Origin of the sequence: Allobosea sp. FBZP-16, assembly GCF_002831785.1 — a bacterium.
Taxonomy (GTDB): domain Bacteria; phylum Pseudomonadota; class Alphaproteobacteria; order Rhizobiales; family Beijerinckiaceae; genus Allobosea; species Allobosea lupini.
Genome location: NZ_LNCQ01000006.1, coordinates 265,973 through 280,770, shown reverse-complemented (window position 1 = coordinate 280,770; position 14,798 = coordinate 265,973). Strand labels below are relative to the sequence as shown.

The window sequence follows — 14,798 nt, the reverse complement described above, 5'->3', positions numbered from 1 at the left end:
CGCAAAGGGGGTCCCTATTGCACGCCGATATGGGGTCCCGGTTCGACGCCTATTTACACTGACCCCTTTCCGTCATGAAGAACTGACCCCCATGCCGTTTGCCCTTCAGGCGGTTGCGGGTTGATGCGTCGCAGTGGCCTTTTGCAAAAGGCCACTGCGACGCTTTTCGCGGAGCCGATAGCTGTCTCCGCGGATGGTGATGACGTGGCTGTGGTGGAGCAGCCGATCGAGGATGGCAGTCGCGACGACGGGATCGCCGAAGACCGAGCCCCATTCTCCGACGGCCCGGTTGGAGGTCACGAGCATGGCGCCGCGCTCGTAGCGGCGGCTGACGAGCTGGAAGAACAGATGCGCGGCGTCGGGCTCGAACGGCAGATAGCCGAGCTCGTCAACAATCAGCAGTTTCGGCTTGGCGTAGTGGGTGAGCTTTTCCTCGAGCCGCCCTTCGCCGTGGGCCTTGGCCAGTTGCGCGACCAGCGTCGTCGCCGGCGTGAACAGGACCGAGTAGCCGGTGACGATGGCTTCGCGCCCGAGCGCGACAGCCAGATGGGTCTTGCCCACGCCCGGCGGGCCCAGGAGCAGCACCGCCTCGCCATTGGCGATGAAGCGACCCGTCGCGATCTCGCGGATCTGTGCCTTGTCGAGGGAAGGCTGGGCCCCGAAGTCGAAGCCGGTGAGGTCGCGCACGAAGGGGAAGCGCGCCAGGCCGAAGGACATGTCGATCCGGCGCTGGTCGCGGCGCGCGACCTCGCGCTCGCAGAACAGCGTCAGCGCCTCCCGGATCGTGAGTTCGCGGCGGCCGGCCTCGTCGATCAGGCTGTCGAGTTGATCGCGCAGCGCCGTCAGCTTCAACCGGCCGAGCAAGGCGGTCAGGTGATCATGGTCGTTCATCAGAAGCCTCCCCCGACAACCGCCTCATACTCCGCCAGCGGACGCAGCAACGCAGCCGGCGCTGGCGGCGATCTCGGCGGGGCCAGATGAGCCGGCCGCTCGCGCGTTCCCACGAGCCCGGCCAGATGGGCATCATCGACAATCCGGCCATGGCGCCCCTTCAACTCGGCATGGACGGCCACCTCGCGTCCGCCATGGTGGATACGCACGATCTCGTTGCCGACGGTGACCCGGACGCGCTCGCCGATCAGCCGCCACGGCACCGAATAGGCATTGCCGTCGATCGCCACCGCGCAATCGGCGCCGACGCTGCGCATCAGATCGCGATGCGTCGTGAACGGCGGAACGCCCCTCACGGGCTTGAGGGCCCCGGCCTCCTCGCGCAGGAAGCGATCGATCGGTGCCTCGCCGGTCGTGCCATGAACACGCAGATCGGCGATGTCGCGCGTCCAGGCGTCCAGATGCGCCTCCATCGCGGCCCAGCTGGCGAAGCGTCGGCCGGCAATGGCGTTCCTCTTCACACAGCCGACACCACGCTCGTCCTTACCCTTTGTGCGCGCCCGATACGGCGCACAGGCTCTGATGCGAAAACCCCAATGCTTCGCGAAGGCATGCAGCCTGGGATGAAGAACGACCTCCCGGCTCGATGGATCATGGTGCAAAACGAGCGCGCGGGCATTGTCGAGCAGCACTTCGCGCGCAATGCCGCCGAAGGCCTGGAATGTGCTCTCCATCCCGGTAAACCAACTCTCCTGCTTCTCGTGTCCGAAGGCGCGGACATGAAGCCGGCGCGAATAACCCAGCGTCGCGACAAAGAAGAAAACCTTGGTCGCGACACCGGCGATCTCGACGCGACGCTCACCGAAGTCGATCTGCAGCTGCTCGCCGGGCGGCGTCTCGAACCGAACCGTCGCCCGCGCCTCGGCGACCAACTCCCGGCGCAGCGGCGCCACCGTGCGCTCGACCGTGCGCAGGCTGACATGGATGTCCTTCTCCTGCGCCAGTTCCTGGCGGATCACATCGGCGTTCCCGCGGTGGCGCCGGAATCGCTCGGCCAACCAATCCGACAGACCATCCAGCTTCTTCGAGCGCGACGGCGTCACACAAGCTCGCCAATCGCCGTATCTCAGCCAGCGCTTCACCGTGTTCTTCGAGCAGCCAAGCTCGGCCGCGATCCGCTTCGCGCCCCACCCCAACCCCTTCAGACGCACCATCGCCGACACGTCGTCCGGCGTCTTCATCTCGTCCCTCCGCGGCAAACCCAACCGCGGCGAACTCTGAACCTCTTGCTCTTCCATGCCGACCTCCTCTCCAGAGGGGTCAGTTCCTCATGGCGTCAGGGGGGCAGTTTGTCGTGTCGCCTGACAACTGGCGCGAAGCGGACGTTTTCAAGCGGATTTTCGATGCTTTGACGCATGAGCCTGACATGGAATACGCCATGATCGATGCCACCATCGTCAAGGTTCATCGTCATGGGCAAGGCGCAAAAGGGGGACTTCGGGCCAGGCCATTGGCCGCTCTAAAGGCGGCATGACGACCAAGATACTGGCGCTCACTGATGCCTTGGGCAACCTGGTGCACTTCCGTCTGATGCCAGGCAATCGCTTCGATAGCGTCGGTGTTGCGCCGTTGATCGAAGGCGTGGAGTTTGGCGCATTGCTTGCCGACAAGGCTTTCGACAACAACGACATCATCACCGATCTCAACGAACGCGGGGCCGGGATCGTTATCTCTCAGCATCCGCGCCGTGCCATACCCATCCCGCTTGACGCCGAAATGTACAAATGGCGGCACCTGATCGAGAACTTCTTCTGCAAACTCAAAGAGTTCAAACGCATCGCCATGCGCGCCTGCAAAACCGACAGCAGCTTCGAGGCCATCATCTACCTCGCCGCAGCCGTCATCAACTCTCGATGAATCCCCACAGGCCTTAGATGACAGCGCCGTTCGCGCGCTTGTTGTGATGGGGACGAAGGATCCGGACTTCCCAAACCCGGTCGAGGAAGCTCAGAACCTAGCAAGCCGGCTGCATGCCGAGACAATGATCGTGGAAGGTGCCGGCCATTATCCCCACGTCGAAATGGCCGACCAAGTGGCGCCGCGGATCATCTCGTTCCTCGGCAGCTTATCGCCCGCGCCGGCGGCGGCCGGGATCACCCGACTGCATAGGAGCTGATGAATGGAGAAAGTCGGCTTCGGCGGCGGATGCCACTAGTGCACCGAGGGCGTCTTTCAGGCGCTGCGAGGCGTCTCCCAAGTCGATCAGGGCTTTCTGCAATCAGAAACGCCGGCCGACACGTGGGCCGAAGGTGTGGTCGTAAGTTTCGACCCTGCGGCTATTGGATTGGCCACGCTCGCCGAAGTGCATCTAAGGACGCACTCCGCCACAAGAGCTCGCTCACCGCGCGGAAAATATCGAAGCGCCATCTATGTCTTTGAAGTCGGTCAGCGGATAGAAGCCGAGAAGGCAATCGCGCAGTTTGCCGCTGAAACAGACAAGGCTGTCCACACTCTGGTGCTCCCGTTCAAGGGTTTCAAAGCTTCGGACGAGCGCTATCAGAACTATTATCGCACCGATCCAAGCAGGCCCTTCTGCCAGCGCTACATCGATCCAAAGCTGGATTTCATCCGGAAGCATTTTTCGGAGATCGCGTTGCCGCGATGAATGAATAATTGGGCTGTCGTGCAGGTCGCGATCTCATATCCCAACTGTCTGTAGGATGCAGTCAATCAGCTTTCCGGGCAGCGGAGGACTTAGGCGGCGATCGGGAACGGGGTTCCTTACGAGACAACGTCTCTCATCACCCATTTAGGGTGCCGCTTTGGGTAGATGGTGCGGGCGGTCGGATTCGAACCGACACGTATTTCTACGGCGGATTTTGAAGTGAGTCGCGGCTTTCATCGGGCTGCTATTCCACGGATGACGGCGCTTCAAACAAGAACCCAAGGGTCAGCCGACACTCCTAGATGGCACTTGCCCGTTGAGACGGCCCGTCCGATGTGCACGCTATAGCCCGATATTACCGCATCCCTTCACGCGGCGGCTTCAAATCGGAAGATCTATCGCCTTCTATCTCCACAAGAGTAAAGAAGTGGAGATACGGTATGAGCGTTGCGCCGCATGTCGCCCGCAGGACAATTCGCCGGCATCAGCTACGAGAGATCGTGCCGCTTGCCGACAGCACAATCTACGACATGGAGCAGCGAGGAGAATTCCCGCAGCGCTTCTATCTCACCTCGCGTTGCGTCGTCTGGGATCTGGCAGAAGTCGAAGCTTGGCTTGACGCTCGACGCCGTGCCTCTCGGGCCAATGCTATCGAACGCGCTCCAAGCCCCGACGTGAGATTGCGCCGCTCTCGGCCTGTCAAACACTAGGCTCGAGCTCAAGCAGCTCCATCGTGGCCGGGAGCAGGGTCGGCACATACTTCCGACCCGCGACCCAAGCGTCCACCAGGTTGGACCACTCCTGCATCATATGCCGGCGCTGGTGCTCATACTCCGCCTTGTTGTAGACGCCACGCGAGGACCGTCCGTCCTCATGCGCCAAGCACTTCTCGATCCAGTCGCTGTTGAAGCCGAGTTCGTTCAACAAAGTGGACCCGGTGCGTCGAAGATCGTGAACAGTGAAGGGCTCAAGTGGCAGCCCCTCCTTTTTCGCTCTAGCGACCACGGCGGTCGTGATCCGGTTGAACGTCGCCCGCGACATTGGCGCGTCAGCGTCATATCGCGACGGAAGGACATAGCGCGAATTGCCGGCGCAGGTTTTCAACGCGATGAAGATGTCGATGGCCTGCTGAGACAGGTAGACGTTGTGTGCCTTCGACCGCTTCATTCTTTCCTTGGGTATCGACCAGACGGCGTTCTCAAAATCGACCTCATCCCAGGTGGCATCCTGGAGCTCGCTCTTCCTGACCATCGTCAGGAGGAAAAGCTTCATTCCCAACCGTATGGTCGGCAGTGTCGGCACATGCTCAAGCTGACCGAGCATGACGCGGATCTCCGCGGGCGATAGGGACCGATCCTTCGGCACGAAGGTCGCGATGGACGCAGGCCCAACCTCATCCGCTGGGTTGGCGACCTTCTCGCCATGCAGGATGGCGAATGCAAAGATCAGCTTCACGATATCGCGCACATGGACGGCCGTGGCTGGAGCGCCGCGATCCTTCACTTTCCCACACATCATACGGAGATCGTCCGGCGTGATCTCCGTTAGGAGCCTGTTTCGGAATGTCGGCAGAATGTCGCGCTCGTAGATGGAGCGCCGCATAGCCCGCGTGCTGTCCGCCATGCGCGACTCCTGGAACCACTTTTCGCCGAACTCGCCGAATCGCTTCGCCTCCTTCAGTCGCCGCTTGTCATGCTGCTTCTCTTGAGCAGGCGACCGCCCCTCTGAAATGGCCCGCTTCGCATCGATCAGCTTCTCGCGAGCCCTGGCAAGTGAGAGGCCGTCAGGGCCATATCGGCCGAGCGTCAGCGTCTCGCGCCGTCCGTTGAGTCGATAGTCGTACCGAAACACGATCGCCCCGGACGGCTGGACCACGACATACATACCGTCACGGTCACTCACCTTGTACAATTTCTTCTGTGCTTTCAGCGCCTTAATCGCTGTGTCCGTGAGCATGGAGACCTCCAAATCTGTCCAAAAACAGCAGAGAGGCACCGATTATACCGTCAGCCCAAAACTGGGGTCACTGAAAGTGAATTTCATTCGCTCTTTCAATGCCTTAAGGCCAAAAACTATACCGTCAGCAGCTCTCTTGGCCATGACGGTATAGCGAAATCTCTAACCGAACAAGTTCCCCCATACCGTCCACTATACCGTCAAACCGGAGCACTGTCCCTCGATAGATGGCGATAGACGATGACAGTTTTATCTTTGTTATTCAGATACTTATGCCGTACCCTGGCGTACAATCGGATACTGCCGGAGGGGCAAAAATCATTCCCACTCGATCGTGCCTGGGGGCTTGCTGGTCACGTCGTAGACGACCCGGTTGATGCCCTTGACCTCGTTGATGATGCGGGTCGCGGTGCGGCCGAGGAAGGCCATGTCATAAGGGTAGAAATCCGCCGTCATGCCGTCGACCGAGGTCACGGCGCGCAGCGCGCAGACATGGTCGTAGGTGCGGTAGTCGCCCATCACGCCGACTGTGCGCACCGGCAGCAGCACGGCGAAGGCCTGCCAGATCACGTCGTAGAGCCCGGCCTTGCGGATCTCCTCGAGATAGATCGCATCCGCCTTGCGCAGAATGTCGAGCTTCTCCTTGGTGATCTCGCCGGGGCAGCGGATGGCAAGACCCGGCCCCGGGAAAGGGTGGCGGCCGACGAAGGCCTCGGGCAGGCCGAGCTCGCGGCCGAGGACGCGGACCTCGTCCTTGAAGAGCTCGCGCAGCGGCTCCACGAGCTTCATCTTCATGCGTTCGGGCAGGCCGCCGACATTGTGGTGGCTCTTGATGGTCACCGACGGGCCGCCGCTGAACGAGACGCTCTCGATCACGTCGGGATAGAGCGTGCCCTGGGCGAGGAAGTCGGCGCCGCCAAGCTTGGCCGCCTCGGCATCGAAGACATCGATGAAGAGCCTGCCGATGGTCTTGCGCTTGGCCTCAGGATCGGCACCACACTTGGCGAGCTCGCTCAGGAAAAGCTCTTCAGCCTCAACGTGGACCAGGGGAATGTTGTAGTGGTCGCGGAACAGGCGCACGACCTCCTCGGCCTCGTTCATCCGCATCAGGCCGTGATCGACGAAGACGCAGGTGAGCTGGTCGCCGATCGCCTCGTGGATCAGCACGGCGGCGACCGCGGAATCGACACCGCCGGAAAGCCCGCAAATCACGCGGCCGGTGCCGACCTGGTCGCGGATCTTCTTGATCATCTCGGCGCGATAGGCCGACATGCTCCAGTCGGGCTTGCAGCCGCAGATATCGACGACGAAGTTGCGCAGCAGCCTGGCGCCATCCGGCGTATGCACCACCTCGGGATGGAACATGGTCGAATAGAAGCGCTTCTCCTCGTCGCTCGCCACCGCATAGGGGGCGTTCTCCGAAGTCGCCTTGACGGTGAAGCCGTCCGGCAGCTGCGTGACGCGGTCGCCATGGCTCATCCAGACCGGATAACGCCCGCCCTCTTCCCAGACGCCCGCGAACAGGGCGGAGGGCGTGACGATCTCGACATCGGCGCGGCCGAACTCGGCGGCATGACCGCCCTCGACCGTGCCGCCGAGCTGATGGGCCATGGTCTGCTGGCCATAACAGATGCCGAGCAGCGGCAGCCCCGCGGAGAACACCTCCTGGGGCGCGCGCGGCGAATTGCCGTCGGGCACCGAGGCCGGGCCGCCGGAGAAGATCACGCCTTTCGGCTTCAGCCGCTGGAAGGCATCGGAGGCCGACTGGAACGGCGCGATCTCGCAATAGACGCCGATCTCACGGACCCGGCGCGCGATCAGCTGCGTGACCTGGCTGCCGAAGTCGATGATCAGGATGGAGTCGTGATGGGCGGGGTTCTGGGGCTGAGCGCTCATCGCGCCCGGTTACGCCATCGCGCGCGAGCGCGCAACGGCGCTGAGAGCGGATCAGGCCGGCACTGCGACAAGTCTCAGGATGAAACGCGGTCGAGGAAGACCAGCCGCAGCGGCTCGGCCAGCAGATCACTGGCCTTCGCGGCAAAGGCGTGAAAGTGCGGCGTCGCCTTGTGGAGGTCGAGGGCGGCAGGACTCGTGAACGACTCGCGCATGTAGAAGGTGCCGGGTTCATCGCGCAGTTCGAACAGCACATAGTCGAGGCAACCCGGCTCGGCCCGCGTCGGCTCGATCAGCGCGAGCAGGCTCTCGCGCAACGCCTCTCGCTGGCCGGGCTTTGCCTTCAGGATCGCGATGGAAACCAGAGTCTCGTCGATAGGGCTCGTCATGGTCGGCGCATCTTGCTGGGACAGATGCCGGAGATATCGGCCCAGTCTGACCCGACACAAGACGCACAAATCGCGCCCTTAGGAACAGGACGGATACCGTCGTCGAGCTGGGGCGAGGTTCAGCCCGGCGCCGCAAGGCAGCTCAAATAGAATCCGTCGGTCCCGGTCCGGCGCGGCGAGAGCTGCAAGCCGAAGCGCGTGGCGAAACGGGCGAGCAGGCCGAAATCGACCTCGCCGGTATCGAGCAGCGAGCGCGTCGCGACCGGCACGAAGCCGGGATGGCGCACCAGGAAGGCCTCGACCGCGCCGTCGTTCTCCTCCGGCAGCATCGAGCAGGTGATGTAGGCGATGCGCCCACCTGGTTTCACCAGACTCGCGGCACGAGTGAGAACCTGCGCCTGTTCCTTGATGCGCTCGGCCAGCGCGCCAGGGCGCACCCGCCATTTCGCATCCGGATTGCGGCGCCAGGTGCCGGAGCCGGTGCAGGGCGCATCGACGAGCACGAGATCGATCGTGCCGACGAGATCGGCGAGCGCGTCATGGCCGCGGCTCCTGGGCACGCGGACCTCGACATTGCCGGCGCCGGAGCGGGTGAGCCGGTCATGCAGCGGCGCCAGCCGGCGGCTGTCGAGATCGGTGGCGAAGATGCGCCCGTCTCCGCCGAGGACAGCAGCCAGTGCCAGCGTCTTGCCGCCGGCGCCGGCACAGAGATCCACGACACTCATGCCGGGCTGTGCGCCGGCGAGCAGCGTCACGAGCTGCGAGCCCTCGTCCTGGATCTCGAACTCGCCGTTGAAGAAGCTCGGCTCGCTCTGCAGCGACGGGCCGCGGCCGTCGGGGCCGGGCAGGAAGCGCAAGGCATCGGGCGACCAGGCGCCCGGCTCGGGCTGAAGATGCGCCAGCGCCGCACGCAGCCTGTCGCGATCGGTCTTCAGGCGGTTGGTGCGGATATCGGCCGGCGCGCGGCCCGCCAGAGCCTGTCCTTCGGCAACCGCATCGTCGCCGAAGCCTGCCATGAAGGAGGACCAGAGCCAGTCGGGTACATCGGCCTGCATCCAGCCTGGCGCGGCGTTGAGATCGAAGGCGGCGAGCCCGGCGACCTCGAACTCGGTCAGCGGTGCGGGGGCATGATTCTGTCCGCTGAAGAGGTCCGAGATTTCCTCGACGCCGAGGCCGCGCTGGCTGACCAGCATGCCGAGGACGAGTGCCCGCGGCGTCTCCTCACCAAGCGCATGCACCGAGGACGCGCGGCGGCGCAATGCATCATAGACCAGCGAAGCGACGGCGGCGCGATCCTTCGAGCCGGCGAAACGGCGTGACAGCCCCCAATCCTTCAGCGCGTCGGCCGCCGGGCGCCGGCGCTCGATCAGGTCCGCCAGGACCTCGATGGCGGCGCTGATGCGGGCGGCGGGAGTCATGTCCGGCGGTTCCTGTGCTTGCTTTGCATTGCAGCCCTCGAGCCCGGCGCCATTTCGAACGATTCCGAAGCGCGACAGCACCCTTGACGCCCTCGTCCCACAGGGCGCAAGACGATACAACTCCTTCCGCAACGCCAACCGCCCAGGAACCTCTGCAATGACCGCCCTCTCCCGCCTCGCGCTTGCCGGCCTGTTCTGCCTGTCGCTTGCCGCCTGCGCCACCCAGCCGGTCGACACCACGCCGCCGCCGGCCAAGCGCCTGGACGCCAAGACCTCGCTCGAAGGCCGCCGCTGAGATTCCGGAGGCACCCGCCGCCGCATAGCGAGCGAGCGCCTCGACCAGTTTCCGATACTCTCCTTCGCAGCGCCCATGACGACATGTTCGAGGCGCTGCGCAGGGGCACGAAGCCTTCACCAGCCTGTCATATCCGCCGAGCAGTTTCGCCGCCTTTCCGCAGGAAGCGAGGATCGGACGAGATGAAGCCCCTGTTGCAGCCGGCGACCATGCTGGCGACTTTTGTCCTGGCACTGGCCGCCCAGGCCCAGAGCCCCGCACCGACGCTCGACGGAAAGCCGGCCCTGATCGCCGGCCATCGCGGGGCCAGCGGCTATCTCCCCGAGCACACGCTCGAAGGCTACAAGCTGGCGATCGAGCAAGGCGCCGACTTCATCGAGCCTGATCTGGTCGCGACCAAGGACGGCCATCTCGTCGTTCGCCACGAGCCGATGATGTCGGGCACCACCGATGTCGCGACCCGGCCGGAATTCGCCGCGCGCAAGACGACCCGCAAGGTCGACGGTGTCGACACCACTGACTGGTTCGCCTCCGACTTCACGCTCGCCGAGCTCAAGACGCTGCGGGCCAAGCAGGCCTTCGCCGATCGCGACCAGTCGCATAACGGCAAATACGAGATCCCGACCCTGCAGCAGGTTATCGATCTCGCCAAGGCCGAAAGCGCCCGCACCGGCCGCACCATCGGCATCTACCCGGAGATCAAGCACTCGACCTATCACTCGGCCCTGGGCCTGGCGATCGAGGACAAGCTGCTCGATCAGCTCAAGGCCGCCGGCTGGACGGAGAAAACCTCGCCGGTAATCATCCAGAGCTTCGAGACCGCCAACCTCAAATATCTGCGCGGCAAGACGCAGCTGCGCCTGATCCAGCTCGTCGACGCCGACGATGTCGACAAGGATGGCGGCATCGTCCTCGCCGCGCCCTTCGACAAGCCCTACGACTTCGTCGTCACCGGCGACAAGCGCACCTTCAAGGACCTCGTCACCGCCGAAGGCCTGAAGGAGGTCAGGACCTATGCCGACGGCGTCGGCCCCTGGAAGCCCTATCTGATGCCGGCCAAGCAGGTGATCGGCGACGACGGCAAGCCGCGCGACCTCAATGGCGACGGCACGATCGACGAGCGCGACCGCGTCTTGCTGCCGCCGACCGATGTGGTGAAGAACGCCCACGCCGTCGGCCTCTTCGTACACACCTGGACTTTCCGCAGCGAGCCCAAGCGGCTCGCCTCCGACTTCAAGGGCGACCCGGCCGCCGAGTACAAGGCCTATCTGGCGCTCGGCATCGATGGGCTGTTCTCGGACTTCCCGGACCAGGCGGTGAAGGCGCGCGACGCCAAGTAATCGCACCGCAAGACAAGACCGCCGCACCAAATGGGCGCGGCGGTCTCATGGACACAACTGAACCTAACTCAACTCACGCTTAGTCGCAGACACGTACCGTGCGACGGATTTCCCCGCGCGGAGTTTCGCGAATTCGCGTCTCGGTGCGGCAGTCGCGCTCCGCGCGATAGGCTCGGCGGCGCTCCCAGCGATCACGCTCGCGCCAGCGATCCTCACGGTCCATCGCGCGCTGCTGCGGCGTGCGCGGGTCGATCCTGACACCGCCCGGCCCGATATCGACGGACTGCGCGAAGGCGCCGGAGCCGGCCAGCAGCAGGCCCGCGGCAAGGGTCGAAGCAAGCAGTTTCATCGGCTTTTCCTCCATTGTCGGGAAAAGCAACGAGATGGGCCGGCAAAGGTTCCCTACCGAGACCGCCTCGAAATTCAGCACGCAAACGAGAACGGCGCCCGCAGGGGGCGCCGTCGCAGAAGGAACCGAGCTGCCGGATCAGTGCAGGATCTGGCTGAGGAAGAGCTTGGTGCGCTCGTGCTGCGGGTTCTTGAAGAACTCGTTGGGCTCGTTCATCTCGACGATCTGGCCGGCGTCCATGAAGATCACCCGGTCGGCGACCTGGCGGGCGAAGCCCATCTCGTGGGTAACGCAGAGCATCGTCATGCCTTCGTCCGCCAGCGAGACCATGGTGTCGAGCACCTCCTTGACCATTTCGGGGTCGAGGGCCGAGGTCGGCTCGTCGAACAGCATGATCTTCGGGCTCATGCAAAGCGAGCGGGCGATGGCGACGCGCTGCTGCTGGCCGCCCGAGAGCTGGCCGGGATACTTGCTCGCCTGCTCCGGAATCTTGACGCGCTTGAGATAGTGCATCGCGATCTCCTCGGCGTCCTTCTTGGGCATCTTGCGAACCCAGATCGGCGCCAGCGTCAGGTTCTCGAGGATCGTCAGATGCGGGAACAGGTTGAAGTGCTGGAAGACCATGCCGACGTCGCGGCGGATCTCGTCGATCTTCTTGAGGTCGTTGGTGAGCTCGGTGCCGTCGACGATGATCTGGCCCTTCTGGTGCTCTTCCAGCCGATTGATGCAGCGGATCATCGTCGACTTGCCCGAGCCGGACGGGCCGCAAATGACCAGCTTCTCACCGCGCGACACCTTCAGGTTGATGTCGCGCAGCACGTGGAACTCGCCGTACCACTTGTTGACGCCGATCATCTCGACGGCGGTCGCGGTGTTGAGCGCGGTCTGCTTCAGCGCGGACGGGCGCGAGCTGGTGGTTTCTGCCATAGCCATGATTTGATCCCCTCAACGCTTCTGGCCGGCGGCGAGCCGCTTCTCGACCGCGATCGAGTAGCGAGACATGCCCCAGCAACACAGGAAATAGAAAACAGCAGCGAATGCATAGCCCGTCGCGCGGGTGGTCGGCGTCGCCCAGGTCGGATCGACCAGGGTCGCCTCGATGGTACGCAGGAAATCGAAGATGCCGACGATGGTGACCAGCGTCGTGTCCTTGAATAGCCCGATGAAGGTGTTGACGATGCCCGGGATCACGATCCGCAGCGCCTGAGGCAAGACGATCAGCCGCATCATGCTCCAATAGCCGAGGCCGAGCGACATCGCGCCCTCGTACTGGCCCTTGGGCATGGCCTGCAGGCCGCCGCGCACCACCTCCGCCATATAGGCGGCCGCGAAGAGCGCGACGCCTACCAGCGGGCGCAGCAACCGGTCCGGTGAATATTCCTGCGGCACGAACAGCGGCAGCATGGTGTTGGCCATGAACAGCACGGTGATCAGCGGCACGCCGCGGACGAACTCGATGAAGATCACCGAGAGCAGCTGGATGATCGGCAGCTTGGAGCGCCGGCCGAGCGCAAGGACGACGCCAAGCGGCAGCGAGAAGACGATGCCGACCGCCGCGATCAGGAAGGTCACGGTCATGCCGCCCCAGAGGCCTGTATCGACCCTGGGCAGCCCGGGGCTGCCCGCGAGCAGGCTCAGGAAGCCGAAGACGACGAGCGCGAACAGCACGAGCTGCTTCGGCCCGAAGAAGCGCTTCCAGATCGGGAGTTGCTCTACGACCGCCAGCGCTGCGCCGCCAATATAGAACCGGACGAGCTGCGGCACGAAGGACAGGATGACGTAGAGCGCGGCGAGCGCCAGCGTCAGCGTCAGGCAGAAGCTAAGGAAGCGTTCGGCGCCGGCGCCGCCGAGCAGCAGCACATAGGCCGAGATCGGCATCAGCACGAAGAAGAAGAAGATGCCGAGCTTCTTCTTCGGTGCATTGGTCCAGAGCAACCAGGCCACGCCGAGCGCGAACATGGCGAAGACGATGTTCACGCGCCAGCGCTGCGCGATCGGGTAGGAACCGTAGATGAAGTACTGGAAACGGTCGGCGATATAGGCCCAACACGCGCCGACGGGCCGGCCGACCTTCTCGGCGAGGCAGGCGTCGCGGCTGGTGCCGGACCAGACGGCGTCGAGGAAATAGAACCTGACCAGCCCCGGCACCGTATCGATCACGAGGTAGAGGCCAAGCAGCGTCAACGCGATGTTGAGCGGGCTGGAGAGCAAATGCTGCCTGACCCAGGCGAGCGGCCCGGCGACGGAGAGCGGCGCCGGCTGTTGCTCCAGCGTTTCCTTGCGGACGAAGGCGTAGGGAGCCATTTCGGTGGTTGCGTCGGTCATCGGGGCGCCCTCACCGTTCCACCAGCGCCATGCGCTTGTTGTAGATGTTCATAAACAGAGACGTGACCAGCGAAATGGTCAGATAGACCGCCATGGTGATGGCGACGACCTCGACCGCCTGGCCGGTCTGGTTCAGCACCGTGCCGGTGAAGACCTGGACGAGATCGGGATAGCCGATCGCCACCGCCAGCGAAGAGTTCTTGGTCAGGTTGAGATAGTTCGAGGTCAGCGGCGGGATGATCACCCGCATCGCCTGCGGAATGACGACGAGCTTGAGCGTCGGCCCCGCTCGCAGGCCGAGCGCATTGGCTGCCTCGGTCTGGCCTTTGGATACGGCGAGGATGCCGGCGCGGACCACTTCGGCAATGAAGCCGGCGGTGTAGGTCGTCAGGCCCACCAGCAGCGCGACGAACTCCGGGAAGATCTGGATGCCGCCGCGCAGATTGAAGCCGGCGAGCTCCGGATAGACGAAGGAGATCGGCCGACCGGTGACGAAATAGACCAGCGTCGGCAGGACCACGATCAGGCCGAGGGCGACGAGGCCGATGGGATATTGCTTGCCGGTCGCGGCCTGCTGCTTGCGGGCCCAGGACCGGAAAACGAAGGTGGCGACGAGGCCGATCAGAAACGCCCAGATGATCAGGTTGCCGCCGGGGCCGAACTGCGGATCGGGCACATAGAGGCCGCGGTTGTTGAGCAGGAAGCCGGCCGGCAGCACGATCGACTGGCGCGGATTGGGCAGTGGCTTCAGCACCGCATTGTACCAGAAGAACAGCTGCAGCAGCAGCGGCACATTGCGGATCACCTCGACATAGATCATCGCGATCTTCGAGACGATCCAGTTGCTCGACAGCCGGGCGACACCGACGAAGAAGCCGAGGAAGGTCGAGAGCACGATGCCGATCGAGGCGACGAGCAGCGTGTTCAGCAGGCCGACCCAGAAGGCGCGCCCGTAGGTGCCGGTCGAGGCGTCGTACGGAATCAGCTTCTGGTTGACGTCGAAGCCGGAGGCGTTGTGCCAAAAGCCGAAGCCGGAGGCGATCTTCTGCGCCCGCAGGTTCTCGATCGCGTTCGAGGCGGCCGACCAGATCAGGAAGCCCACCACGGCGAGCAGCAGGAACTGATAGGCATAGCCCCGGATCTTCGGGTCGTAGAGCAGCGAGGCCTTGCCCGGCTTGATCTCTGCGGAAGTAATCGACACGTCTGACGCCCTTTTCGAGTTTTGGCGACCGAGGGTCCGGCAACCACCCTTAAGCGGATGGCTGCCGGCCGGTATT

The 14,798-nt window shown here is 63.9% G+C and carries 13 protein-coding genes and 3 pseudogenes; 6 read left to right on the top strand and 10 right to left on the bottom strand.

Annotated features, from left to right (window positions below; all coding sequences use genetic code 11):
- Window positions 1-105 precede the first annotated feature (105 nt).
- Together istB and istA are read right to left on the bottom strand one after the other, a co-directional pair.
- A complete protein-coding gene (istB, locus tag CXY91_RS01810) occupies window positions 106-891 on the bottom strand; it encodes an IS21-like element helper ATPase IstB (protein WP_100959046.1) in 786 nt (261 codons plus the stop codon).
- Window positions 891-2,189, bottom strand: a complete 1,299-nt coding sequence (gene istA / locus CXY91_RS01805) for an IS21 family transposase (protein WP_100959045.1) — start codon at window positions 2,187-2,189, stop codon at window positions 891-893. The genes istB and istA overlap by 1 nt, the downstream gene beginning before the upstream one ends.
- Before the next feature lie 71 nt (window positions 2,190-2,260).
- Between istA and CXY91_RS01795 the strand changes: the two are divergent.
- From CXY91_RS01795 to CXY91_RS01780, 4 genes and pseudogenes are all read left to right on the top strand, one after another.
- A pseudogene (locus CXY91_RS01795) lies at window positions 2,261-2,808 on the top strand (IS5 family transposase); the annotation flags it as partial.
- Between the two features lie 16 nt (window positions 2,809-2,824).
- Window positions 2,825-3,067: pseudogene (locus CXY91_RS31270) on the top strand (alpha/beta fold hydrolase); the annotation flags it as partial.
- A gap of 51 nt (window positions 3,068-3,118) precedes the next feature.
- Window positions 3,119-3,556, top strand: a pseudogene (locus tag CXY91_RS01785) (peptide-methionine (S)-S-oxide reductase); the annotation flags it as partial.
- A 440-nt stretch (window positions 3,557-3,996) separates the two neighbouring features.
- On the top strand, window positions 3,997-4,266 hold the full coding sequence (locus CXY91_RS01780) for a helix-turn-helix transcriptional regulator (RefSeq protein ID WP_099503730.1): 270 nt from the start codon (window positions 3,997-3,999) through the stop codon (window positions 4,264-4,266).
- On the opposite strand, the gene CXY91_RS01775 is transcribed toward CXY91_RS01780, so the two are convergent.
- The 4 genes from CXY91_RS01775 to CXY91_RS01760 all read right to left on the bottom strand — a co-directional run bounded on the left by CXY91_RS01775 (window position 4,256) and on the right by CXY91_RS01760 (window position 9,212).
- Entirely contained in the window at window positions 4,256-5,512 is a 1,257-nt protein-coding gene (locus CXY91_RS01775; RefSeq protein WP_099503732.1) for a tyrosine-type recombinase/integrase, read from the bottom strand. The genes CXY91_RS01780 and CXY91_RS01775 overlap by 11 nt on opposite strands.
- 318 nt (window positions 5,513-5,830) lie before the next feature.
- Window positions 5,831-7,408: a glutamine-hydrolyzing GMP synthase gene (gene guaA / locus CXY91_RS01770; RefSeq protein ID WP_100959042.1), complete on the bottom strand. Its 1,578-nt coding sequence runs from the start codon at window positions 7,406-7,408 to the stop codon at window positions 5,831-5,833.
- A 74-nt stretch (window positions 7,409-7,482) separates the two neighbouring features.
- A complete protein-coding gene (locus CXY91_RS01765; protein WP_100959041.1) occupies window positions 7,483-7,794 on the bottom strand; it encodes a putative quinol monooxygenase in 312 nt (103 codons plus the stop codon).
- 119 nt (window positions 7,795-7,913) lie between these two features.
- On the bottom strand, window positions 7,914-9,212 hold the full coding sequence (locus CXY91_RS01760) for an RsmB/NOP family class I SAM-dependent RNA methyltransferase (RefSeq protein WP_100959040.1): 1,299 nt from the start codon (window positions 9,210-9,212) through the stop codon (window positions 7,914-7,916).
- A gap of 157 nt (window positions 9,213-9,369) precedes the next feature.
- Between CXY91_RS01760 and CXY91_RS30495 the strand changes: the two genes are divergently transcribed.
- Together CXY91_RS30495 and CXY91_RS01755 are read left to right on the top strand one after the other, a co-directional pair.
- A complete protein-coding gene (locus CXY91_RS30495) occupies window positions 9,370-9,507 on the top strand; it encodes a hypothetical protein (protein ID WP_167561506.1) in 138 nt (45 codons plus the stop codon).
- Between the two features lie 182 nt (window positions 9,508-9,689).
- The gene (locus CXY91_RS01755) at window positions 9,690-10,847 is read left to right on the top strand and encodes a glycerophosphodiester phosphodiesterase (RefSeq protein WP_100959039.1); all 1,158 of its coding nucleotides are present in this window, start codon (window positions 9,690-9,692) and stop codon (window positions 10,845-10,847) included.
- A 79-nt stretch (window positions 10,848-10,926) separates the two neighbouring features.
- Here CXY91_RS01755 and CXY91_RS01750 read toward each other — a convergent pair whose 3' ends face one another.
- The 4 genes from CXY91_RS01750 to CXY91_RS01735 all read right to left on the bottom strand — a co-directional run bounded on the left by CXY91_RS01750 (window position 10,927) and on the right by CXY91_RS01735 (window position 14,722).
- Window positions 10,927-11,196, bottom strand: coding sequence for a hypothetical protein (locus CXY91_RS01750; protein ID WP_091829615.1), 270 nt, complete (start codon window positions 11,194-11,196; stop codon window positions 10,927-10,929).
- A gap of 138 nt (window positions 11,197-11,334) precedes the next feature.
- Window positions 11,335-12,051, bottom strand: coding sequence for an amino acid ABC transporter ATP-binding protein (locus CXY91_RS01745; protein WP_091830542.1), 717 nt, complete (start codon window positions 12,049-12,051; stop codon window positions 11,335-11,337).
- Between the two features lie 90 nt (window positions 12,052-12,141).
- Window positions 12,142-13,521 carry an amino acid ABC transporter permease gene (locus CXY91_RS01740; protein WP_100959038.1) on the bottom strand — a complete coding sequence of 460 codons (1,380 nt, stop codon included), beginning with the start codon at window positions 13,519-13,521 and terminating at the stop codon, window positions 12,142-12,144.
- A 10-nt stretch (window positions 13,522-13,531) separates the two neighbouring features.
- Window positions 13,532-14,722, bottom strand: a complete 1,191-nt coding sequence (locus CXY91_RS01735) for an amino acid ABC transporter permease (RefSeq protein WP_244543673.1) — start codon at window positions 14,720-14,722, stop codon at window positions 13,532-13,534.
- Between the last annotated feature and the right edge of the window lie 76 nt (window positions 14,723-14,798).